General features: G+C 74.2%; 17 protein-coding genes. 7 read left to right on the top strand and 10 right to left on the bottom strand.

The genetic code is table 11. The annotated features are described in order from the left end of the window. The 3 genes from RKE29_RS14760 to uvrB all read right to left on the bottom strand — a co-directional run. Positions 1 to 693: TerD family protein (locus RKE29_RS14760; protein ID WP_312005739.1), on the bottom strand; the 693-nt coding region annotated here is incomplete at its 3' end. 133 nt (positions 694 to 826) lie between these two features. Further along, positions 827 to 1,405: a TerD family protein gene (locus RKE29_RS14765; protein ID WP_312005741.1), complete on the bottom strand. Its 579-nt coding sequence runs from the start codon at positions 1,403 to 1,405 to the stop codon at positions 827 to 829. A 167-nt stretch (positions 1,406 to 1,572) separates the two neighbouring features. After that, entirely contained in the window at positions 1,573 to 3,675 is a 2,103-nt protein-coding gene (uvrB, locus tag RKE29_RS14770; RefSeq protein WP_312005743.1) for an excinuclease ABC subunit UvrB, read from the bottom strand. Positions 3,676 to 3,910: 235 nt separating this feature from the next. Here uvrB and RKE29_RS14775 point away from each other — a divergent pair, with 235 nt between their 5' ends. Continuing rightward, positions 3,911 to 4,813, top strand: coding sequence for a glycerophosphodiester phosphodiesterase family protein (locus tag RKE29_RS14775; RefSeq protein ID WP_312005745.1), 903 nt, complete (start codon positions 3,911 to 3,913; stop codon positions 4,811 to 4,813). 168 nt (positions 4,814 to 4,981) lie between these two features. Next, the gene (locus tag RKE29_RS14780; RefSeq protein WP_312005774.1) at positions 4,982 to 5,503 is read left to right on the top strand and encodes a methylated-DNA--[protein]-cysteine S-methyltransferase; all 522 of its coding nucleotides are present in this window, start codon (positions 4,982 to 4,984) and stop codon (positions 5,501 to 5,503) included. 124 nt (positions 5,504 to 5,627) lie between these two features. Here the strand turns inward: RKE29_RS14780 and RKE29_RS14785 are convergent, their stop codons facing one another. After that, complete coding sequence (locus RKE29_RS14785; protein ID WP_312005747.1) at positions 5,628 to 6,269, bottom strand: uridine kinase; 642 nt, start codon at positions 6,267 to 6,269, stop codon at positions 5,628 to 5,630. A 140-nt stretch (positions 6,270 to 6,409) separates the two neighbouring features. Between RKE29_RS14785 and RKE29_RS14790 the strand changes: the two genes are divergently transcribed. Together RKE29_RS14790 and RKE29_RS14795 are read left to right on the top strand one after the other, a co-directional pair. Beyond that, positions 6,410 to 6,955 (top strand): DUF1697 domain-containing protein, encoded by a 546-nt coding sequence (locus RKE29_RS14790; protein ID WP_312005749.1) that lies wholly within the window; start codon positions 6,410 to 6,412, stop codon positions 6,953 to 6,955. A 104-nt stretch (positions 6,956 to 7,059) separates the two neighbouring features. After that, positions 7,060 to 8,253: an aromatic acid exporter family protein gene (locus tag RKE29_RS14795; RefSeq protein WP_312005755.1), complete on the top strand. Its 1,194-nt coding sequence runs from the start codon at positions 7,060 to 7,062 to the stop codon at positions 8,251 to 8,253. 173 nt (positions 8,254 to 8,426) lie between these two features. Here the strand turns inward: RKE29_RS14795 and RKE29_RS14800 are convergent, their stop codons facing one another. The 4 genes from RKE29_RS14800 to rpsA all read right to left on the bottom strand — a co-directional run bounded on the left by RKE29_RS14800 (position 8,427) and on the right by rpsA (position 12,501). Next, a complete protein-coding gene (locus RKE29_RS14800; protein WP_312005757.1) occupies positions 8,427 to 8,798 on the bottom strand; it encodes a tetratricopeptide repeat protein in 372 nt (123 codons plus the stop codon). Positions 8,799 to 8,987: 189 nt separating this feature from the next. Next, positions 8,988 to 9,590: a dephospho-CoA kinase gene (gene coaE / locus RKE29_RS14805; protein WP_312005759.1), complete on the bottom strand. Its 603-nt coding sequence runs from the start codon at positions 9,588 to 9,590 to the stop codon at positions 8,988 to 8,990. 24 nt (positions 9,591 to 9,614) lie between these two features. Continuing rightward, positions 9,615 to 10,559, bottom strand: a complete 945-nt coding sequence (locus RKE29_RS14810; protein WP_312005761.1) for a PAC2 family protein — start codon at positions 10,557 to 10,559, stop codon at positions 9,615 to 9,617. A 448-nt stretch (positions 10,560 to 11,007) separates the two neighbouring features. Next, on the bottom strand, positions 11,008 to 12,501 hold the full coding sequence (gene rpsA, locus RKE29_RS14815) for a 30S ribosomal protein S1 (RefSeq protein ID WP_312005763.1): 1,494 nt from the start codon (positions 12,499 to 12,501) through the stop codon (positions 11,008 to 11,010). A gap of 535 nt (positions 12,502 to 13,036) precedes the next feature. Here rpsA and RKE29_RS14820 point away from each other — a divergent pair. Next, positions 13,037 to 13,945: a class I SAM-dependent methyltransferase gene (locus tag RKE29_RS14820; RefSeq protein ID WP_312005765.1), complete on the top strand. Its 909-nt coding sequence runs from the start codon at positions 13,037 to 13,039 to the stop codon at positions 13,943 to 13,945. A gap of 77 nt (positions 13,946 to 14,022) precedes the next feature. Here RKE29_RS14820 and RKE29_RS14825 read toward each other — a convergent pair whose 3' ends face one another. Continuing rightward, entirely contained in the window at positions 14,023 to 15,720 is a 1,698-nt protein-coding gene (locus RKE29_RS14825) for a lytic murein transglycosylase (protein WP_312005767.1), read from the bottom strand. A 214-nt stretch (positions 15,721 to 15,934) separates the two neighbouring features. Further along, entirely contained in the window at positions 15,935 to 18,673 is a 2,739-nt protein-coding gene (gene polA / locus RKE29_RS14830; RefSeq protein ID WP_312005770.1) for a DNA polymerase I, read from the bottom strand. Between the two features lie 231 nt (positions 18,674 to 18,904). On the opposite strand from polA, the gene RKE29_RS14835 reads away from it, so the two are divergent. Together RKE29_RS14835 and RKE29_RS14840 are read left to right on the top strand one after the other, a co-directional pair. Beyond that, a complete protein-coding gene (locus tag RKE29_RS14835; protein WP_312005782.1) occupies positions 18,905 to 21,271 on the top strand; it encodes an FdhF/YdeP family oxidoreductase in 2,367 nt (788 codons plus the stop codon). 44 nt (positions 21,272 to 21,315) lie between these two features. Beyond that, positions 21,316 to 21,828 carry a hotdog fold thioesterase gene (locus RKE29_RS14840; RefSeq protein ID WP_312005772.1) on the top strand — a complete coding sequence of 171 codons (513 nt, stop codon included), beginning with the start codon at positions 21,316 to 21,318 and terminating at the stop codon, positions 21,826 to 21,828. Positions 21,829 to 21,914: the final 86 nt, after the last annotated feature.

Consider the following 21,914-nt stretch of genomic DNA (forward strand, 5'->3'; position numbering starts at 1 on the left):
GGCGGCGTTCTGCGCCGCGTCGGGTCCGGCGCCGCCCGGACGGGGCGGCAGCCCGTCGGGCGGGGCGGCGCCCGCGGAGGCCGTGCGCACCCGGCCGTCGCCCTGCGGCCGGGGCTGCGGGGCCGGAGCGACCGAGCGGGCCAGGCCGTGCTCGACCGCCTCGTTGATCTCCGCGGCGAGCTCCGCGGCGCGCGGCAACCCCTGGTCGTGCAGCAGAGCGGCGAGGCCGCCCGCGTACCCCTGGCCGACGGCGCGCACCTTCCACGCGCCGTTCCTGCGGTAGAGCTCCAGGGCGATCACCGCGGACTCCGCGTCCAGGTCGGTGAGGGTGTAGCTGGCCACCTCTGCACCGTCCAGACCGGTGACGGCGACGAACGGCGCGGCCATACCGCCGAACCGGGTCGGGCCGCCGACGCCGGTGGGCAGCGCCAGCAGCACGGTCACCCGGTGCACTGCCTCGGGCAGCGCCTCCAGGTCGACCGCGAGCCGGTGCTCGGCGGCCGCCTGCCGGGACGCCTCCACGCCGGGCACCTGCGGGGAGGCGGGGTGGGCGACCCACTCGACGCCGGCCACCGTGCCCCGCTCGTCGCCCAGAGTGGCCCCGGCCACCACCGGCCGGCCCGCCGAGACTCGAATCTCCAGTCGGGCGGTGGGCAGTGGGTGGTTCTGCCCCCGGACCAGCTCGGCCGTCATCGCCGTGCCCCCCTCGTTCGCGTGCTGCTGCTGTGCTGTCGGTGGTGTCGCTGTGGAGTTCTGTCGTCGCGGCGTGCGCGGGCGCCCGGCGTGGTCACCGCCCGGCGCCCCGGGCGGCGCCGCGCCCCGGCTGCTACAGGTGCGGCAGGATGTGCGGCAGCAGGTCCTGGAAGGTGCGGCCCTGGGCCGGCTCGCCCACGGCCTTCATCTGCCAGCCGCCGCCCACGCGCTGCACCTTGGCCATGATCTGCGCGGTGTACTGGCCGCCGCCGGTGAGGGTGTAGCGCGCCAGCTCCGCGCCGTTGGTCTCGTCCACCAGGCGGCAGAACGCGTTCTGCACCTCGGCGAAGGTCTGGCCGGTGAAGGAGTTGACCGTGAACACGATCTGGTCGATATGCACGGGCACCCGCTGGAGGTCGACCAGGATCGCCTCGTCGTCTCCGCCCTGCCCGGCACCGCCGACCAGGTTGTCACCGGTGTGCCGCACCGAGCCGTCGTCGCTCACGAGGTGGCGGAAGAACACCACGTCCACGGGCTGCTTGTCGGCGAACAGCACGGCCGACGCGTCGAGGTCGATCTCGCGCGTCCGGGACCCGAACAGGCCACGGCGCGGAGCGGCCTGCCAGCCCAGTCCCATGCGCACCGCGGTCAGGGCGCCTCCGTCGGCCTTCGTCAGACTGATGGCCTGACCCTTGGTCATGTTGACCGTCACGCGCTGTCCCTACTCTCGTTTCTTGTCGTCCCCGTGGCCGCGGGGAGCACGCGGCCTCCCCCGAACCCTATGCACTGGCGCGCGTTCTCCAGCCGCTCACCCCGGCTTTGTGTCGTTCTTGCAACACACCGGGCCGCGCGGGCGCCCGGCGACGGCCCCGCGGCCGGTCAGGACAGACCCGCCTCGCGCATCTGGCGCAGCTCCTTCTTCAACTCCGCCACCTCGTCGCGCAGTCGTGCCGCGACCTCGAACTGGAGCTCCGCGGCCGCGGCCCGCATCCGGTCCGTCATGTCCTCGATCAGCCCGGCGAGCTGCGCGGCCGGGCGGTCCGTGGGCGCCGCGGCGCCGCGGGCCGCCGGCGCGGGCACGGCCTGGCCCTTCCCTCGTCCCTGGCCGGTCTGGCGGTACCCGGTGCCGAGCAGCTGCCGGGTGTCGACGTCCTCGCGCGCGATGGTCGCGACGATGTCCCCGATCTTCTTGCGCAGCGGCTGCGGGTCGATGCCCTTCTCCCGGTTGTACGCGGTCTGCTTCTCCCGGCGCCGGTTGGTCTCCTCGATGGCCTTCTCCATGGCCGGGGTGATCTTGTCGGCGTACATGTGGACCTGACCGGAGACGTTGCGGGCCGCGCGCCCGATCGTCTGGATCAGCGAGGTGCCAGAGCGCAGGAAGCCCTCCTTGTCGGCGTCCAGGATGGACACCAGGGAGACCTCGGGCAGGTCCAGGCCCTCCCGCAGCAGGTTGATGCCCACCAGGACGTCGAACTCGCCGGCGCGCAGCTCGCGCAGCAGCTCCACCCGGCGCAGCGTGTCGACGTCGCTGTGCAGGTAGCGGACCTGGATGCCCAGTTCGAGCAGGTAGTCGGTGAGGTCCTCGGCCATCTTCTTGGTCAGGGTGGTCACCAGCACGCGCTCGTCCTTCTCGGTGCGCGTGCGGATCTCGTGCACCAGGTCGTCGATCTGGCCCTCGGTGGGCTTGACCACGACCTCCGGGTCGACCAGGCCGGTGGGCCGGATGATCTGCTCCACGAAGCCGTCGGAGCGCGACAGCTCGTACGCCCCCGGCGTCGCCGACAGGTAGACGGTCTGGCCGATGCGCTCCAGGAACTCCTCCCACTTCAGCGGGCGGTTGTCCAGCGCGGACGGCAGCCGGAAGCCGTGCTCGACCAGGGTGCGCTTGCGGGAGGCGTCCCCCTCGTACATCGCGCCGATCTGCGAGACGGTGTTGTGCGACTCGTCGATGACCAGGAGGAAGTCCTCCGGGAAGTAGTCGAGGAGAGTGTGCGGCGGGGTGCCCGGCTCGCGGCCGTCGACGTGCAGGGAGTAGTTCTCGATGCCGGAGCAGGTGCCGATCTGGCGCATCATCTCGATGTCGTACGTCGTCCGCATCCGCAGCCGCTGGGCCTCCAGCAGCTTGCTCTGCTTCTCCAGCCCGCCGAGCCGGTCGGCGAGCTCGCTCTCGATGCCGGAGATAGCCCGCTCCATGCGCTCGGGCCCGGCCACGTAGTGGCTGGCCGGGAACACGAACAGCTCCTGGTCGTCGGAGATGACCTCGCCGGTGAGCGGGTGCAGGGTGGACAGCGCCTCGATCTCGTCGCCGAACATCTCGATCCGCACGGCCAGCTCCTCGTAGACCGGGAAGATCTCGATGGTGTCCCCGCGGACCCGGAAGGTGCCGCGGGTGAACGCGAGGTCGTTGCGCGTGTACTGGATGTCGACGAAGCGGCGCAGCAGCTGGTCCCGGTCGGTCTCGTCGCCGACCCTGAGGCGCACCATGCGGTCCACGTACTCCTGCGGCGTGCCGAGGCCGTAGATGCACGAGACGGAAGCCACGACGACCACGTCGCGCCGGGTGAGCAGCGAGTTCGTCGCCGAGTGCCGCAGCCGCTCGACCTCCTCGTTGATCGAGGAGTCCTTCTCGATGTACGTGTCGGACTGCGGGACGTACGCCTCGGGCTGGTAGTAGTCGTAGTACGAGACGAAGTACTCCACCGCGTTGTTCGGCAGGAGCTCACGGAACTCGTTGGCCAGCTGGGCCGCGAGGGTCTTGTTGGGCGCCATGACGAGCGTGGGCCGCTGCAACCTCTCGATCATCCACGCGGTGGTCGCCGACTTGCCGGTGCCGGTCGCGCCGAGCAGCACGACGTCCTTCTCACCGGCGCGGATGCGCCGCTCCAGCTCGGCGATCGCCGTGGGCTGGTCGCCGCTGGGCTGGTAGGAGCTGACGACCTCGAAGGGCGCCACCTTGCGTTCGATCTCTGAAACGGGCCGCATGAGTCCACCGTACGACCCCCCACTGACAACGGCCCGCCGCCTTCTCCCGCCGGGCCCCGGAGGGCTTCCCGGGCCGTCCCCGGACGGCTCCCGGCGGGCGGAAAGCCCGCGTTCACCCGCTGTCCATCCGGCACCCGCCCGCCGGTACGGCGCGGCTGCCACCCTCGGCCCGTCCCTGTGTCCGCCCGTCTCCCCGACCCGGGCGCCCCGGGCCGGCCGACGCGAGGAGTCCCCCATGCACCCCGGCACGGCCGACCGCGGTCCCGCCCGCGACCTTCCTCTCCCCGGGGAAGAGTCCGCCCGCGCGGGCGGACCGGTGACCGTCGCGCACCGGGGCGCCTCGGCCTACGCGCCCGAGAACACGCTCGCGGCCGTCGACGCGGCCGCCCGGCTCGGCGTCACCTGGGTGGAGAACGACGTGCAGCGGACCCGGGACGGCGAACTGGTCGTCCTGCACGACACCACGCTGGAGCGCACCACGGACGTCCGGCGGCGCTTCCCCGGCCGCGCCCCGTGGAACGTCGGCGACTTCACCCTGGCGGAGATCGCGACGCTCGACGCGGGCGGCTGGTTCGGCGCCGGTTTCGCGGGCGCGCGCGTGCCCACGCTGCGGGACTTCCTGCGGCGGCTGACGGAGCACCGGCAGAGCCTGCTGCTGGAGATCAAGTCGCCCCGGCTCTACCCCGGCATCGAACGCCAGATCCTCGCGGAGCTGCGCGAGGAGGGCTGGCTGGACGCCGATAACGTCCGGCACCGGCTGGTCGTGCAGAGCTTCGACGCCCACGCGGTACGGGCCGTGCGCGCGCTGCGGCCGGACGTGAAGACCGGCTTCCTGGGCACTCCGGCCATCGGCGACCTGCCCGCGTACGCGGAGTTCGCGGACCAGATCAATCCGTGCCACCGCACGGTGAGCGCCGGGTACGTCGCGGCGGTACACGCCCTGTCAGGGGCGCGCGGCAGGCCGCTGGAGGTCTACGTGTGGACCGTGGACGGCGGTCCGGCCGCGGTCGACGTGGCGCGGCTGGGCGTGGACGGCGTCATCAGCAACACGCCCGACGCGGTGCGGGACGCCCTGGCACGGGCCTGCGGCGGGCCGGCCCCGGCCGGTGGCGGGGCCCCGGCGGCGGCCCCGGCCTGAGCCCCGTCGCGGGGCCTGGCCCGGGTTCGGGCCGGGGCGTTGTCAGTGCCCGCGCCTAGGGTGGAGGACGTGACGAACTCCGAGTCGACGAAGCTCGCCGCGCCAGGGCCGCCGGGCGCCCCGGCGGACCCGGCGCGGACGCCCGAGACGCGCGCGTGGTCGTGGGCGGTGCGGGACACGCCCATCGGCCCGCTGCTGCTGGCCGTGACGGACCAGGGGCTGGTCAGCGTCGTCTTCCACGCCGGCCGGAGCACGGCGGACGCCGCCGTCTCCCGGCTCGCCCGCCGCCTGGGCGCACCGCCCCGCGCCGACCGGCCGACGGCCCTGGCGGAGGCCCTGGCGGAGGCGACACGCCAGGTGGACGCCTACTTCGCCGGGCGGCTGCGCGTCTTCACCCTTCCCCTGGACTGGTCGCTGTCGGCGGGCTTCAACCGCCGCGTCCTGCGCGAGCTGGCCGCCCACGTCCCGTACGGCACGGTCGTCGGATACCAGCACCTGGCCGACCGCGTCGGCGACCCGGGCGCGGCCCGCGCCGTCGGGACCGCCATGGGCGGCAATCCGCTTCCGGTGGTCGTGCCCTGCCACCGGGTGGTGGAGAGCGGCGGGGGCATAGGCGGCTTCGGCGGCGGCCTGGAGACCAAGCGGGCCCTGCTCGCTCTGGAGGGGGTGCTGCCCGCGCCGCTCTTCTGACGCTTCTGACGCCGCCTGGTCGTACCTCCAGGGCTGTCGCAGCCGATTCCCGCGCGGTCGCCTGCGCCGTGCGCCTCCGGCCCCGGCCCTCCGTGGGACGGCGGACGGCCCGGACCGGTCCCGGCTACCAGTCGGGGCGGCGCCAGGCCGGGCGGCGGGGGTCGTCCGCCGTGACCACGACCTGCGCGGTCTCCTCCGGCCGCGCCTCGTCCTCGTACCGGGCGAAGGCGGGCAGGGTCCACTGGTCGTCGGCGTCGGTGCGGCGGGCCAGGGCGGCCGGTGAAAGACGCAGGTGGACGGCCAGGTCGAAAGGAAACCAGTGCCTGAGCAGCAAAGCTCCGTGCAGGATCAGCACGCCCCCGGCCGGCAGCGCCACGTAGGGCGACCGCGTGGCGCGGTCGGTGACCGGATTCCACAGGTCGGGCAGCACGTGCCCGGTGCCGCCCGGCTCCAGCGGCGTGAACACCTCCCGCCACAGCGCTCCCGCGTCGAGCCACCGCTCGTAGTACGCCTCGGGGTCCCGCCGCCCGTACTCGTACCGCAGCGAGGCGGGCCGCAGGAAACCGCCGGCCGCGACCGCCAGCGCCGACCGGCCCCGCAGCCGCAGCGCTCCGGACAGGCCCGCGGCCAGCTCCCCGCTGGGCGCGGCCGGCGCGCCGTCGACCGCCACCCGCAGCCAGGGGCTGCCGTCCTCCGCCGCGAGCCGCGCGAGGTGATCGGCGACCGCTTCGGTCAGCCGCTCCCAGGTGATCGGTTCCAGCCGCACCCGACCATGATGCCGCCGGCCCGCCGCGCCCTCGGCGGGTGGCGGTCCTCGGCCCGCCGCCGCACTCCGCGCCCGTACGCCCTGTCCCCCGAAAGGTCCGGGTTCCGCCCGGTCCGCCGGGCACCCCGAGGAGACGACCGATGACGAACTCGCAGGTCGCGCTGCTGCGCGGCATCAACGTGGGCGGTGCCAGGAAGTTCCCCGTGGCCCGGCAGCGGGAGCTGATGCGGGACCTCGGGTACGAGAACGTCACCGTGTACATCCAGAGCGGCAACATCGTCTTCGCCGACCCCGGCACCCCGCCCGAGGAGACCGCCCGGGCGATCGAGGCGCGAATAGCCGCCGACCTGGGCTTCGCGGTGCCCGTGGTGGTCCGCACCGGGGACGAGCTCGCCGCGGTCGTGGCCGCCAACCCGTACCCCGAGGCCGCCGCCGAGCCCAGGACCCTGCACGTGGTCTTCCTGTCCGCCGCCCCGTCCGACACCAGCGGCCTGGACGCCCTCGACGCGGCCGGGTACGCCCCGGACGAGTTCCGGCTGGTCGGGAGGGAGATCTACCTGCGCTGCCCGGACGGTATCGGCCGCTCCGAGCTGGCCACGCGGATCGGCCGCGCCCGGCTGGGCGTCACGGCCACGGCCCGCAACTGGAACACGGTCACGAAGCTGCTGGCCCTGGCCGACGCCTGAGCCCGCGGTCCGCCGACCGGCGGGTGTGAGCCCAGCCAGGTGGCACGGCGCACGTCGCGGTGTCTGCGCTGTCCGTGAGCGGGAAGGGGCAGAAGGTGCCTGTTGTGACCGAGTTCGTGAAACGGCGCAGGGAGCCGGTCGTCGTCCAGACGCTGCGCTCCGCCGCCGCCGCGACCATCGCCTACGTCGTCGCGCTCCAGATCAGCAGCGCGGCGGCGCCGCTGACCGCTCCGCTCACCGCGCTGCTCGTCGTGCAGGTCACCCTCTACGCCACCCTCACCACCGGAGTCCGCCGCGTGAACTCCGTCGTGGTGGGCGTGCTGATCGCGATCGGCTTCAGCGCGCTGGTCGGGCTGACGTGGTGGAGCCTCGGGCTGATCATCCTGGCCTCGCTGACCGTCGGGCACCTGGTCCGGGTGAGCGAGTTCGTCCCCGAGGTGGCGATCAGCGCAATGCTCGTCCTCGGGGTGACCCGGGTGACGGACACCGCCTGGGACCGGGTGCTGGAGACGCTGATCGGCGCCGGGGTGGGGCTGCTGTTCAACGTGGTCTTCGCCCCGCCGGTGTGGGTGGAGACCGCCGGGGAGTCGATCGAGGACCTGGCCCGCCGCATGCGGCTGCTGCTGGAGCGTATCGCCAGGGAACTCGGCGGCCACACGCCCGTGGCGGCCGCCGCCGCCAGGCTGCACGAGGCCCGGCGCCTCGACCACGACGTCACCGAGGTCGACGCGGCCCTGCGCCAGGCCGAGGACAGCCTGCGGCTCAATCCGCGGGTCAAGGAGGGCCTGCTGCACCGCATCGTGCTGCGGACAGGCCTGGACACGCTGGAGATCTGCGCGGTGGTGCTGCGGGTGCTGGCCCGGACCCTGACCGACCTGGCCAAGAACCGCACGGACGAGCCCCTGTTCCCACCGGATGTGACCGACGCGCTACAGGATCTGTTCACGCACGTGGCCGGCGCGGTCGAGAGCTTCGCGGTCCTGGTGACCACTCAGGTCAGCGCGAACGCCGAGGAGGCCGAGTCCCGGCTGGCAGAGGAGCTGCGCTCCGCCTGCGAGGCCCGGGAGAAGGCGGCGGACATCCTCCTCTTCCGTGTCCAGCAGCACCCCCGGCAGTGGCAGCTCCACGGCGCCCTGCTGGCCGAGAGCGACCGGATCCTCGACGAGTTGGACATGGAGCAGCGCTCCATGCGGCTGATGGAGGAGCTGGACCGGGCCACGCGCGAGGAGCGCGAGCGGTATCCGTGGCTGCACCGGCTGATGCGGTGGGTGCGCGGGAACGGGTTCGCGGCCCGGTGACCGCCCCGGCGCGGGCGGACGGCGCCGACCCGGCGCTCGGCCGGGTCCCGGGCCCCGGTCCCGCGGGACGGCGCCGTACGGGCCGGGCCCGCCCCGGGGTCCTGGCTGCCCGACGGCCGGGGCGGCGCCGTACGGGCCGGACAGCGCCCACGGCCGGGCGGTACGACGCGGTGTCAGGCGCCGCTCTCCCCGAAGCGCGCCGCGGCGACGAAGTCCGGCCGGGGGTCGAGCGCCGCGGCGAGGCGGAAGTGGCGGATGGCCTCCTGCGGGCGGTTCGCGCGCTCCAGGGTGCGGGCCAGCGCGAAGTGGGCGAACGCGTTGTCCGGCTCCCGCTCCAGAACGAACTGGAACTCCGCTTCCGCGGAGCGGAGCTGGGCGGCGCTGAAGAAGGCACGGGCGCGCAGCAGGCGGGCGGCGGTGTTCTCGGGGTGGGCGGTGACGACCGAGTCGAGCAGCTTCACGGCTCCGCGCGGGTCGCGGGCGGCCAGCAGCCGCTCGGCCGCGCGGTAGTCGATGACGTGGGTCTCCGGCGTGGGTTCGGGCACAACCGTCTCCTTCCGGGGGCGCCTCAGCGCGGGTCGCAAACAACACCACAACAACGCCGCCCGTGGACCGCATTCCTCGTCCGCGCCCCCGCGCCCCCGCGCCGCTCCGGCGCGCCCGTCCGCGGGGCCGGGCCGTACTCCGTACCAGGGCGTACGGGGTACCGCCGCACCCACCGCGCCTCGCCGCCGTCAACGGCCCGCCGCACGCTCCACCAGGTCCGCCCACACCTTTGTGACCTGCGGCTCCAGGTCTTCGATCGGGCCGTCGTTGTCGATGACCACGTCCGCGACGGCCAGCCGCTCCTCGCGCGTGGCCTGCGCCGCCATGCGCGCCCGCGCCTCCTCCTCGGCCATGCCCCGCAGCCGCACCAGGCGGTCGAGCTGCGTGGCGGGCGCGGCGTCGACCACGACGACCAGGTCGTACAGCGGCGCAAGGCCGTTCTCGGTGAGCAGCGGCACGTCGTGCACCACGATCGCGTCCGGCCCGGCGGCCGCCTCCAGCTCGGCGCTGCGCTCGCCGACGAGAGGGTGGACGATCGCGTTGAGCGCGCGGCGTCGCTCGGGGTCGGCGAAGACGATACGGCCCAGCTCCGGGCGGTCGAGAGTGCCGTCAGAGGTGAGCACACCGGGGCCGAACTCGGCGACCACGGCCGCGAGCCCCGGCGTGCCCGGTTCGACCACTTCACGGGCGATCCGATCGGCGTCGATCAGCACTGCTCCGTAACCGGACAGGATGCGCGACACCTCGCTCTTGCCCGCGCCGATTCCGCCCGTCAGTCCCAACTTCAGCATGGGACCAGCCTAAGCACCGCCCGGTCAGCCGCTGCTGTCGCCGTCCCGCTCCGCCAGGAAGCGCTCGAACTCGGCTCCCAGCTCGTCGGCCGAGGGCAGCTCGACGGGCTCGGCGACCAGGTTGCCGCGCGCGTCGGCGCCGGAGATCGCGTCGTACTGGTGCTCCAGGCCGCGGACCAGGGCCACCAGCTCCTCGTCCCCCTCGGAGATCTGCCGCTCGATCTCCTCCTGGGTCTTCAACGCCTCGTTGCGCAGCGCATGGGCGACGCCGGGCAGCACCAGGCCGGTGGCGGAGGTGACCGCTTCGAGGGTGGTGAGCGCGGCGTCGGGGTAGGAGGAGCGGGCCACGTAGTGCGGGACGTGCGCGGCGACGCCCAGGACGTCGTGGCCTGCCTGGGTGAGGCGGTACTCGACCAGCGACTCGGCGCTGCCGGGCACCTGGGCCTCGTCGAAGACGCTGCAGTGGCCGGGCATGAGGTCGAGGCGGTTGCCGTGCGGGGTGATGCCGACCGGGCGGGTGTGCGGCACGCCCATGGGGATGCCGCGGAAGTTCACCGTCAGGCGCACGCCCAGCCGCTCGACGACCTGCCGCACGGCCGCCGAGAAACGCTCCCACTCCACGTCCGGCTCGGGTCCGGCGAGCAGCAGGAACGGCGCGCCGGTCGCGTCGCGCAGCAGGTGCAGCTCGATGGCGGGGGTGTCGTAGTCGGCCCAGCGGTCGCGGCGGAAGGTGAGCAGGGGCCGACGGGCCCGGTAGTCCACCAGCCGGTCGTGGTCGAAGCGCGCCACGACCTGGTGCGGCAGCATGCCGATCAGCCGCTCGACGATCTGGGCCCCGGTGTCACCGGCGTCGATGTAGCCCTCGAAGTGGTAGAGCAGCACGAGGCCGGCCGAGTCCCGGGACGTTATGGCCTCCGCCTCCGCGAGACCGCTGGGCTCCCATGCGTACAAATCCTGCGGATCAAGCACTATGACCGCTCCTCCTCACGATACGCAGGGACAACGTCCGACGACGGTGCGAGCATTCCCGGGCTGTGGAATTTCCCCGGTTCGAGGGAACCTCGAACCGACGAGGGACAGCCCGCCGGCGCGGGCGGCCGCGGCTCCGGGCCCGGACCTGGCCGGTGTCAGCCCGGGGACACGCCGGGAGGGCGGCCGGGCCCGGTGCGCGGCGGCGGCCGGCGTTGCGGTGACGTGACGCGGCGGGCCCGCCTCCCCGCGGATCTCTCCGCGGGGAGGCGGGCCCGCCGTCTCGTCCGTCCCGGGCGGACGTGCCCGGGTGCCGGTGGCGCGGACCGGCTGCCGTCAGCTCTGGCCGCCCGCCAGCTTCTCGCGCAGCGCGGCCAGCGCCTCGTCCGACGCGAGCGCGCCGGAGTTGTCNACGTGCCCGGGTGCCGGTGGCGCGGACCGGCTGCCGTCAGCTCTGGCCGCCCGCCAGCTTCTCGCGCAGCGCGGCCAGCGCCTCGTCCGACGCGAGCGCGCCGGAGTTGTCGGCCGACTCCGAGGAGTACGAGCCGCCGCCCTGGCCGCCGGCCGCCTGGCCGCCGCCGGCCTCGGCCGCCGCCTGCTCGTCGGCCTCGCGGGACTTGATGACCTGCGCCTGGTGCTGCTCGAAGCGCTGCTGAGCCTCGGCGTACTGGCGCTCCCACTCCTCGCGCTGCTTCTCGTACCCCTCCAGCCAGTCGTTGGCCTCGGGGTCGAAGCCCTCGGGGTAGATGTAGTTGCCCTGCTCGTCGTACGAGGCGGCCATGCCGTACAGCGTGGGGTCGAACTCGACCGAGGCCGGGTCGGCGCCGAAGGACTCGTTGGCCTGCTTCAGCGAGAGGCTGATGCGGCGGCGCTCCAGGTCGATGTCGATGACCTTGACGAAGATCTCGTCGTTGACCTGGACGACCTGCTCGGGGATCTCCACGTGGCGCTCGGCCAGCTCGGAGATGTGCACCAGGCCCTCGATGCCCTCGTCCACGCGGACGAACGCGCCGAACGGCACCAGCTTGGTGACCTTGCCCGGGACGACCTGGCCGATCTGGTGGGTCCGGGCGAACTGCTGCCACGGGTCTTCCTGGGTGGCCTTCAGCGACAGGGACACGCGCTCGCGGTCCATGTCGACGTCCAGCACCTCGACGGTGACCTCCTGGCCGACCTCGACGACCTCGGACGGGTGGTCGATGTGCTTCCAGGACAGCTCGGAGACGTGGACCAGGCCGTCGACGCCGCCGAGGTCCACGAAGGCGCCGAAGTTGACGATCGAGGAGACGACGCCGGAGCGCACCTGGCCCTTCTGGAGGGTGGTGAGGAAGGTCTGGCGGACCTCGCTCTGGGTCTGCTCCAGCCAGGCGCGGCGGGACAGGACCACGTTGTTGCGGTTCTTGTCCAGCTCGATGATCTTGGCTTCGAGCTCCTTGCCCACGTACGGCTGGAGGTCGCGGACGCGGCGCATCTCCACCAGGGAGGCGGGGAGGAAGCCGCGCAGGCCGATGTCGAGGATGAGACCGCCCTTGACGACCTCGATGACGGTACCGGTGACGATGCCGTCCTCTTCCTTGATCTTCTCGATGGTGCCCCAGGCGCGCTCGTACTGGGCGCGCTTCTTCGAGAGGATCAGGCGGCCTTCCTTGTCCTCCTTCTGAAGGACCAGGGCCTCGATCTCGTCACCGACCGCGACGACCTCGTTCGGGTCGACGTCGTGCTTGATCGAGAGCTCCCGGGACGGGATGACGCCTTCGGTCTTGTAACCGATGTCGAGCAGGACCTCGTCCCGGTCGACCTTCACGATGACGCCGTCGACGATGTCGCCGTCGTTGAAGTACTTGATCGTCTCGTCGATCGCGGCGAGGAAGGCTTCCTCGGAACCGATGTCATTGACCGCCACCTGCGGGGTGGTGCGGGTTGCCTCGGTGCTGCTCGTCATGTGGGAATGGGCTCCGGTTACGGACATTGAGTCGTAGTTTTGCCACGCCGGGGACCCGTATCGCACTGCCGAAGCCGGACAGCTTTGGAGGCGCCTCTTCCCGATCTCTGCGATCCGGAGATCCCGGGGATCTCAGACCTCGTGATCTCGGGAAAACCACGTGCGCCTCGGCAACCGAGGGGACATACAACAGGTGCGAGCGCGACCTGCTCCGTCCGAGGTGCGCAGGCCCGCAGCGCAACTTGTAGCATACGGGGGCAGCCGTGCAGGGTCAATGCACGAAGAACGCACGCGGGGCATACCGGGGCACGTCCGGCGGTGCGCCGGACCGCGGTGGGCCACGGTGTCCGCCGCGCTCCGCGGTCCTGGCGGGTGCGGCGCAGTGAAGGCATACAGAGGGTACGACGACGCGGCCGATGGTCCAAGAACACGAACACCACGAACTCCACCAGTGCCGCGAGCCGGCGTCCCGCCGGTCCGGCCGGGGCGCGGGGGCCGCGGCGGGCGGAGCGGACCCGGGGAAGGCGGAGGCACGGTGACCACGGGGGAGGCGGCCGCGACGGGCGCCACGGGCGCGGCGCGGGGACCGGACGGGGCCGAGCCGGCGGCTGTCCGGCGCCCGGCCGGCGCGGACGAGAGCAGCCGGGCCAACCGGGGCTGGTGGGACCGCAACGCGGACGCCTACCAGGAGGAGCACGGCGGATTCCTGGGCGACGCCCGGTTCGTGTGGGGCCCGGAGGGCCTGGACGAGGCGGACGCCGGTCTGCTGGGCCCGCGAGCGCGGCTGCGCGGCCTGGCGGTGCTGGAGGTCGGGGCGGGCGCGGCGCAGTGCTCGCGCTGGCTGGCCGCGCAGGGCGCCCGGCCGGTGGCGCTCGACCTCTCGCACCGGCAGCTGCGGCACGCGCGGCGCATCGACGCCGGGCCGCGCGACGGCAGCCCGGGCGGGGGCCACGGGCGGGGCGGGGCGGCGCCGGAGCCGGTGCGGCTGGTGCAGGCCGACGCCACCGCGCTGCCGTTCCGGGAGGCGTCGTTCGACCTGGCGTGTTCGGCGTACGGGGCGCTGCCGTTCGTCGCCGAGCCGGTGCGGGTGATGCGGGAGGTGCACCGGGTGCTGCGGCCGGGCGGGCGCTGGGTCTTCTCGGTGACGCACCCGCTGCGGTGGGCGTTCCCCGACGAGCCGGGGCCGGAGGGGCTGACGGTCGCCGCCTCGTACTTCGACCGCACGCCGTACGTGGAGCAGGACGCGGCGGGCCGCGCCGTCTACGTGGAGCACCACAGGACGCTGGGCGACCGGGTGCGCGACGTGGTGGCCGGGGGCTTCCGGCTGGTCGACCTGGTGGAGCCGGAGTGGCCCGAGTGGAACCGCGAGGAGTGGGGCGGCTGGTCCCCGCTGCGCGGCGGTCTCATCCCGGGCACGGCGATCTTCGTGTGCGAGCGGGCCTGAGGCGGCCCTGCCCTCCCGGCCCGCGCCGTGCGGGCCGGGAGGGCGGACGGGCGTGACCGGCCGGCCGGAGCCCGGTGCTACCGCGCCGGGCTCTGCGAGGCCGGCGCGGGCGCGGTGGCCGGCGCGGAGCTGGCGGACGGGGACGGGGACGGCGGCGCGGTGACCGTCAGCTCGACCGTCACCGACCCGCCGTCGGCGGTGGTCAGGCGCAGCAGGTACGTGCCCGGGTTGTCGTCGGCGAAGATCTGCGGGAGGGCGAGCCGCCCCTCGGCGTCCGTCTTCAGGGCCAGGCTGCGCACCGGCGCGCCCTGCGCGTCCTTGAAGTACGGGCCCAGGTCGTTCGGCTGGCCCCCGGAGGTGACCATGGTGGCCGTGACCGCCACGCCCGGCGCGGGCTCGCCGTGGTAGGTGGCCCGGACGGTGACCTGGTCGGCGAAGGCGCCGCCGGCCTCGGCCGTGAGGGCCCGGTCGTCGGTGCGGGCCAGGGCGTCGGCGGGGCGGGCGCGGACCGTGCCGGTGAAGTCGACGGGCGGCAGGTCGCGGTCCATGGCCGAGGCGCGCAGCAGGAACGTGCCCGGCTGCTCCCCCGCCGCGAACGCCGGGGCGGCGGCGGTGCCGTCGCTGCCCGTGACGACGGTGGCCCGCAGCGTGTCGCCGGGGAAGCGGGCCTGGGTGTCGCCGCGGATCTCGAACCGCACCCGCACGCCCGAGACCGGCCGGCCGTCGGCGGCCACCGCGCGGATCCGGGGCGTCCGGGTGAACGTGCCGCCCGCCGTGGCCGTCAGGTCGGTGCCGCCGGTGCTCGCGAGGCGGGCGGCGGGTCCGGCCGGGGAGGGGCTGGGGCCCGGGTCGCCCGGCGAGGGCCGGCCGGGACCGGGGCGGTCGCCGGGCCGCGTGCCGCCGGGGGCGGGGGTGTGCGCGGGCGGGGAGCCGTTGGTGCGGCCGTCGCCGGGGCCCGGGCCGGAGGGCACCGTGCCGGTGCCGTCGGGAACCTCGTAGGTGCCCTTCCGGTAGAACTCGAACCAGGCCAGGACCGTGCGCAGGTACTCCTGCGAGTGGTTGTAGCCGAGGATGGAACGCTCCAGGTCGGCCTGGCTGGACAGGTCGCGGCCCCCGGCGCACAGGTAGTGGCCCGCGGCAAGCGCGGCGTCGTAGATGTTGTTGGGGTCCCGCCTGCCGTCGCCGTTGCCGTCCGCGCCCCAGTTGGCCCAGGTGGAGGGGATGAACTGCATCGGGCCGACGGCGCGGTCGTGGACGGTGTCGCCGTCGTAGGCGCCGCCGTCGGTGTCGGTGATGCGCGCGAAGCCGTTGCCGTCGAGGACGGGGCCGAGGATGGGCTTGACGGTGGTGCCGTGGGCGTCGACCGCGCCGCCGCGCGCCTGGCCGGACTCCACGCGGCCGATGGCGGCCAGCAGCTGCCAGGGCAGGTTGCAGCCGGGGTGGGTCTCCCGGAGGGCGGACTCGGCCTTCTTGTACGCGTCGAGGACGGAGGCCGGGATGCCGGCTTCGGTGGGGTGGGCGTCCCCGGGTCCCGGGTTCTGGCCCGGGTGGTCCTCCGGCTTGCCCGGGGTGCTCAGGGGGGGCAGGTCGGTGTAGTAGCTGGAACCGCCGTTGATGGTGGAGTCCGGAGGGGGCGTCGCCTCGGCGTGCTTGCCGTCCTGGCGCCCCCCGCCGAATCCGGGCGCCTGGGAGGCGGTCAGAGCGGCCATCGCCGCTGCCGCCACCGCCGTCGTGGCCGCTCCTCTGCGCAGCCGCCGACCGATGCGCGGTGCCATCCGAAGTCCCTCCCGTATGACCGGGCGCGCTCCCGCCACGCGCCAACCTGGTTGACAGTACGGTAACTTCTGACCCTCGGTCACCCGTTCATGCGGCACCTTTCCGGAATTTCCACGGCGCGGGTCGCCATGTCGACGTGTGGCCAGGGACGACTGCGGGCGGCCTCGGGTGCCGGGGCCGGCCCGGGTGCCGGACCGGCCTCGGGACGCGGCCTCAGTGGGCGGCCGACTCCCAGTCGGCACCGACGCCGACCGACACGTCAAGCGGCGCACGGAGGTGGAAGGCGCCCGACATCTCGCGCCGTACCAGGGCCTCGACGCGCTCGCGCTCGCCCGGGGCCACCTCCAGCACGATCTCGTCGTGCACCTGCAGCAGCATCCGGGAGGACAGCCGCTCCTCGGTGAGCGCGCGGTCCACCCGCAGCATCGCGATCTTGACGATGTCCGCCGCGGTGCCCTGGATCGGAGCGTTGAGCGCCATGCGCTCGGCCATCTCGCGGCGCTGGCGGTTGTCGCTGTTGAGGTCGGGCAGGTAGCGACGGCGGCCCAGCATGGTCTCGGTGTAGCCGGAGGCGCGCGCGTCCTCCACGACGCGCTGAAGGTAGTCGCGCACGCCGCCGAAGCGCAGGAAGAAGTTCTCCATCAGCTTGCGCGCATCGTCGGGTGTGATGCCCAGCTGCTGGGAGAGGCCGAACGCCGACAGCCCGTAGGCAAGGCCGTACGACATGGCCTTGATCTTGCGGCGCATCTCCGGGTCGACCGCCGTCTTGGGGACGGCGAAGACCTGGGAGGCGACGGTGGTGTGCAGGTCCTCCCCGGAGGTGAACGCCTCGATCAGGCCGTCGTCGTCCGACAGGTGGGCCATGACGCGCAGCTCGATCTGGCTGTAGTCGGCGGTCATCAGCGACTCGTAGCCCGCGCCGACCACGAAGCCGCGCCGGATGGCCCGGCCCTCGTCGGTGCGCACCGGGATGTTCTGCAGGTTGGGGTCGGTGGACGACAGCCGGCCGGTGGCCGCCACGGTCTGGTTGAAGGTGGTGTGGATGCGGCCGCCCGGGGCGACGGTCTTGACCAGGCCCTCCACGGTGGAGCGCAGCCGGGCCTGCTCGCGGTGGCGCAGCATGATGACCGGCAGCTCGTGGTCGGTCTGGGTGGCGAGCCAGGCCAGCGCGTCCGCGTCGGTGGTGTACCCGGTCTTGGTCCGCTTGGTGCGCGGCAGGGCCAGCTCGCCGAACAGCACCTCCTGGAGCTGCTTGGGCGAGCCCAGGTTGAACTCGTGGCCCACCGCCTCGTGGGCCTCCTTCACGGCGTGCTGCACGGCGGCGGCGAACTGCTGCTCCATGCGGTCCAGCCAGCCGCGGTCCGCGGCGATGCCCGCCCGCTCCATGCGGGCCAGCAGCGCGGACGTGGGCAGCTCCACCTCGTGCAGCAGCTCCGCGGCGCCCACCTCAGCCAGCCGGCCGCCGAACTCCTCGCCGAGGTCCAGGATCGTACGGGCCTGGATCATCAGGGCGTCCCGCTCGGCGGCCTCGTCGGTGCCGAACGCCAGCTGCCCGCCGTCGGCGGCCGCGGCCGGGGCCAGCTCGCGGCCGAGGTACTCCACCGACAGGGCGTCCAGCGCGAAGGAGCGGCGGCCGGGCTTGACCAGGTAGGCGGCGAGCGCGGTGTCCATGCGCACGCCCGCGACGGACCAGCCGTGCTCGGCGAAGACCCGCATGACGCGCTTGGCGTCGTGCATCACCTTGGGCCGGCCGGGGTCCGCGATCCAGCCGGCGAACGCCCGCTCGTCGGCCTCGTCCAGCTCGGCGGGGTCGAAGCAGGCGGCGGGGCCGTCCCCGGCGGCCAGCGCGATCTCGGTGACGCTTCCGCTGCCCAGCGCCCAGGTGTCGACGGTGGCCACGCCGAGCGGCGCGGCGCCGTGCCGCTCCAGCCAGGCGGCCAGCTCGCCCGCCGCCAGCCGGACGCCGTCCACGCCGACGCCGGGTGCGGCGGCGGCCGCCTCCTCCACGGCCGCGCCCGGGTCGGCGGCCAGCAGCCGCTCGCGGAAGTTGGGGTTGCGGAACTCCAGCGCGTCGAGCACGACGGCCAGCGCCTCGCGGTCGTACGGCTCGCGGGCGAGCCCCTCCGGGCCGGACGGCAGCTCCACGTCGCGCACCAGCTCGGTCAGGCGGCGGTTGAGCCTGACCGCCTCCAGGTGGTCGCGGAGGTTCTGCCCGGCCTTGGTTTTGATCTCTTCGGCCCGCTCCGCCAGCTCGGCCAGCGAGCCGAACTGGGTGATCCACTTCGTGGCGGTCTTCTCCCCGACACCGGGAATGCCCGGGAGGTTGTCCGACGGGTCGCCGCGCAGCGCGGCGAAGTCCGGGTACTGGGCGGGTGACAGCCCGTACTTCTCCGTGACCTTCTCCGGGGTGAACCGGGTCAGCTCGGAGACGCCCTTGGTCGGGTACAGCACGGTGACGTCGTCGGTGACCAGCTGGAGGCAGTCGCGGTCGCCGGTGACGATCAGCACCTCGAAGCCCTGCGCGGCCGCCTGCGTGGCGAGGGTGGCGATGATGTCGTCGGCCTCGTACCCCGGGATGGCGCACCGGTGGACGCGCATGGCGTCCAGCAACTCGCCGATCAGCTCGACCTGGCCCCTGAACTCGTCGGGCGCGGAGGTGCGGTTGGCCTTGTACTCCGCGAACTGCTCCGAGCGCCAGGTCTGGCGCGAGACGTCGAAGGCGACCGCGAGGTGGGTGGGCCGCTCGTCACGGAGCGTGTTGGCCAGCATCGAGGCGAAGCCGTAGATCGCGTTGGTCGGCTGGCCGGTGGTGGTGCTGAAGTTCTCCGCGGGCAGCGCGAAGAACGCCCGGTAGGCCAGGGAGTGCCCGTCGAGCAGGAGCAGGCGGGGGCGATCTGTCCGCGGGCCGGCGGGGGCGTCCGCCGCTGTCGTCTTCGATGCGTTCTCTGCCACGCCCCCGATCCTGCCACGCGCCACTGACAACGCCGTCCCGCGCCGGTGCCGCGGCGTCCTCGTCCGCGCCACGCGGCGCCGGCGGGGGACGGTTGTCAGTGCCCCGTGGCACGATCGGGAACGACGGTGCGCGGAGCGCCTGCCCTCCGGACGGAAGGGCGGCCGCCCGCCGCGCCGGAAGGCCGAGCAGGAAGCAGCGTGCAGGAAGCAGCACGGCGAGAGGGGAGCGACATGGCCGCCGAGCCGCCCGCGGACGACCCGGTGCAGGACGCGCCGGAGGTCTCACCCCCGCGGCACGCCGCCGTGGGGCTGCCCGCCGTCGGCCACTCGCTGCGGGTGGCCCGGCGGCAGATGGGCGTGCGCCGCACCGCGCTCACCCTGCTGCGGGTCAACCAGAAGGACGGCTTCGACTGCCCGGGCTGCGCCTGGCCCGAGCCGGACGCCCGCCACCGCGCCGAGTTCTGCGAGAACGGCGCCAAGGCCGTCGCCGAGGAGGCGACGCTGCGCCGCGTCACGCCCGCGTTCTTCGCCGCCCACCCGGTGGCCTCCCTCGCCGGCCGCAGCGGGTACTGGCTGGGCCAGCAGGGCAGGCTGACCCACCCGATGTACCTGGCGCCGGGCGCCTCCCGGTACGAGCCGGTGTCGTGGGACCAGGCCTTCGACATCGTCGCCGAGGAGCTGCGCGCCCTCGGCTCGCCCGACGAGGCCGTCTTCTACACCTCGGGGCGCACGAGCAACGAGGCGGCGTTCCTCTACCAGCTCTTCGCCCGCGAGTTCGGCACGAACAACCTGCCGGACTGCTCCAACCTGTGCCACGAGTCCTCCGGCGCCGCGCTCACCGAGACCCTCGGCGTGGGCAAGGGCAGCGTGCTGCTCGACGACCTGTACCAGGCCGACCTGATCATCGTGGCCGGGCAGAACCCGGGCACCAACCACCCGCGCATGCTGACCGCCCTGGAGCGGGCGAAGGCGAACGGCGCGCGGATCATCACCGTCAACCCGCTGCCCGAGGCGGGCATGGAGCGGTTCAAGAACCCGCAGACCGCGCGCGGCCTGGCGGGCGGCGGCGTGCCGCTGACCGACCTGTTCCTGCAGATCCGGCTGGGCGGCGACCAGGCTCTCTTCCGCGCGCTCGGCCAGGGCGTGCTGCGCGCCGGCGCGGTGGACGAGGAGTTCGTCCGCGCGCACACCGAGGGCTTCGCCGAGTACGCCGCCGCCGCGCGCGCCACCGGCTGGGAGGAGGTCGAGGCCGCCACCGGCCTGCCGCGCGAGGCGGTCGAGCGGGCGCTGGCCATGGTCCTGGACGCGCGGCGGGTGATCGTCTGCTGGGCGATGGGCCTGACCCAGCACCGGCACGCCGTGGCCACCATCAAGGAGGTGGTCAACTTCCTGCTGCTGCGGGGCGACATCGGCCGCCCCGGGGCCGGGGTGTGCCCGGTGCGCGGGCACAGCAACGTGCAGGGCGACCGCACCATGGGCATCGTGGAGCGGCCCGCCGCGGCGTTCCTGGACGCGCTGGAGCGCGAGTTCGGGTTCGCCCCGCCGCGCGCGCCGGGGTGGGACGTGGTGCGGGCCATCCAGGCCCTGCGCGAGGGGCGGGCGAAGGTCTTCTTCGCCATGGGCGGCAACTTCGTCGCCGCCTCTCCGGACACGGAGGTGACCGAGGCCGCGATGCGCCGCGCGCGGCTGACCGTGCACGTGTCCACCAAGCTCAACCGGTCGCACGTGGTCACCGGCGCCCGGGCGCTGATCCTGCCCACGCTGGGCCGCACCGAGCGGGACGTGCCGGCGGACCCGGACGGGCGCGGGCCGGGCGCGCCGCAGTTCGTGACCGTCGAGGACTCCATGGGCATGGTGCACGCCTCCCGGGGGCGGCTGGAGCCCGCCGGGCCGCTGCTGCTGTCCGAGCCCGCCATCGTCTGCCGGCTGGCCCGGCGCGTCCTGGGCCCCGGCAGCCGCACGCCCTGGGAGGAGTTCGAGCGGGACTACGGGGCGGTGCGCGAGCGCATCGCGGCCGTCGTGCCGGGCTTCGAGGACTTCAACGCGCGGGTGAGCCGGCCGGGAGGGTTCACGCTGCCGCACGCCCCGCGCGACGAGCGCCGCTTCCCCACCGCAACGGGCCGGGCCCGGTTCACCGCGGGGCCGGTGACCTGGCCGCGGGTGCCGCCGGGGCGGCTGCTGTTGCAGACTCTGCGCTCCCACGACCAGTACAACACCACGGTCTACGGCCTGGACGACCGCTACCGCGGCATCCGCGGCGGCCGCCGCGTGGTGCTCGTGCACCCGGACGACGCCCGCGCGCTGGGCTTCCCCGACGGCTCCTACGCCGACCTGGTCAGCGAGTGGACCGACGGGACCGAGCGCCGCGCGAGCGGCTTCCGGGTCGTCCACTACCCCACCGCGCGCGGCTGCGCCGCCGCCTACTTCCCGGAGACCAACGTCCTGGTGCCGCTCGACGCCACCGCCGACGTCAGCAACACGCCCACGAGCAAGTCGCTCGTGGTGCGCCTGGAGGAGACGCCGCCGCCGGACAGGGCCGCCCCGCCGGCCGGCCGGCGGGGCGAGACCGGCGTCACAGCGCCGGGCGGGCCCTGCTGATAGGACGGGCAGGACACCCCGCACGGCGACGATCGGCAGGCCCCATGGGCGAGCAGCCCCCCACCCGCTTCCCGCAGGAGATCATCGACGAGTACGCCCGGCTGGGCGTGGACCTGCGGGCCCTGTTCTCAGCCGGGCACCTCGGCTCGCGGATGGGCCTGCGGATCGTGGAGGCCTCGCCCGAGCAGGTGACCGGCACGCTGCCCGTCGAGGGCAACACGCAGCCGTACGGCCTGCTGCACGGCGGCGCGTCGGCGGTGCTCGCCGAGACCCTCGGATCGGTGGGGTCCATGCTGCACGCCGGCCCGCACCGGATCGCGGTCGGCGTGGACCTGAACTGCACGCACCACAGCGGGGTGCGCGCCGGCCTGGTCACCGGGGTGGCGCGGCCGCTGCACCGGGGCCGGGCCACGGCCACGTACGAGACGGTGATCACCGACGAGCGGGGCCGCCGGGTGTGCACCGCCCGCCTGACCTGCCTGCTGCGGGACGCGGACCTCGACCAGACCCGCGCCCAGGTCGCCGAGCTGGTGGAGGGAACCGCGCCGTCCGCTTAGCGGCCGGCGGGGCCGCCCCGGCGCAGCCGCCCGCGCGGTGGGCGGCCCTCCCGCGCCGGGCGGCACCGAGGCCGACCCGCCGCCCG

Origin of the sequence: Streptomyces sp. B1866, from assembly GCF_031932565.1 — a bacterium.
Classification (GTDB): domain Bacteria; phylum Actinomycetota; class Actinomycetes; order Streptomycetales; family Streptomycetaceae; genus Streptomyces.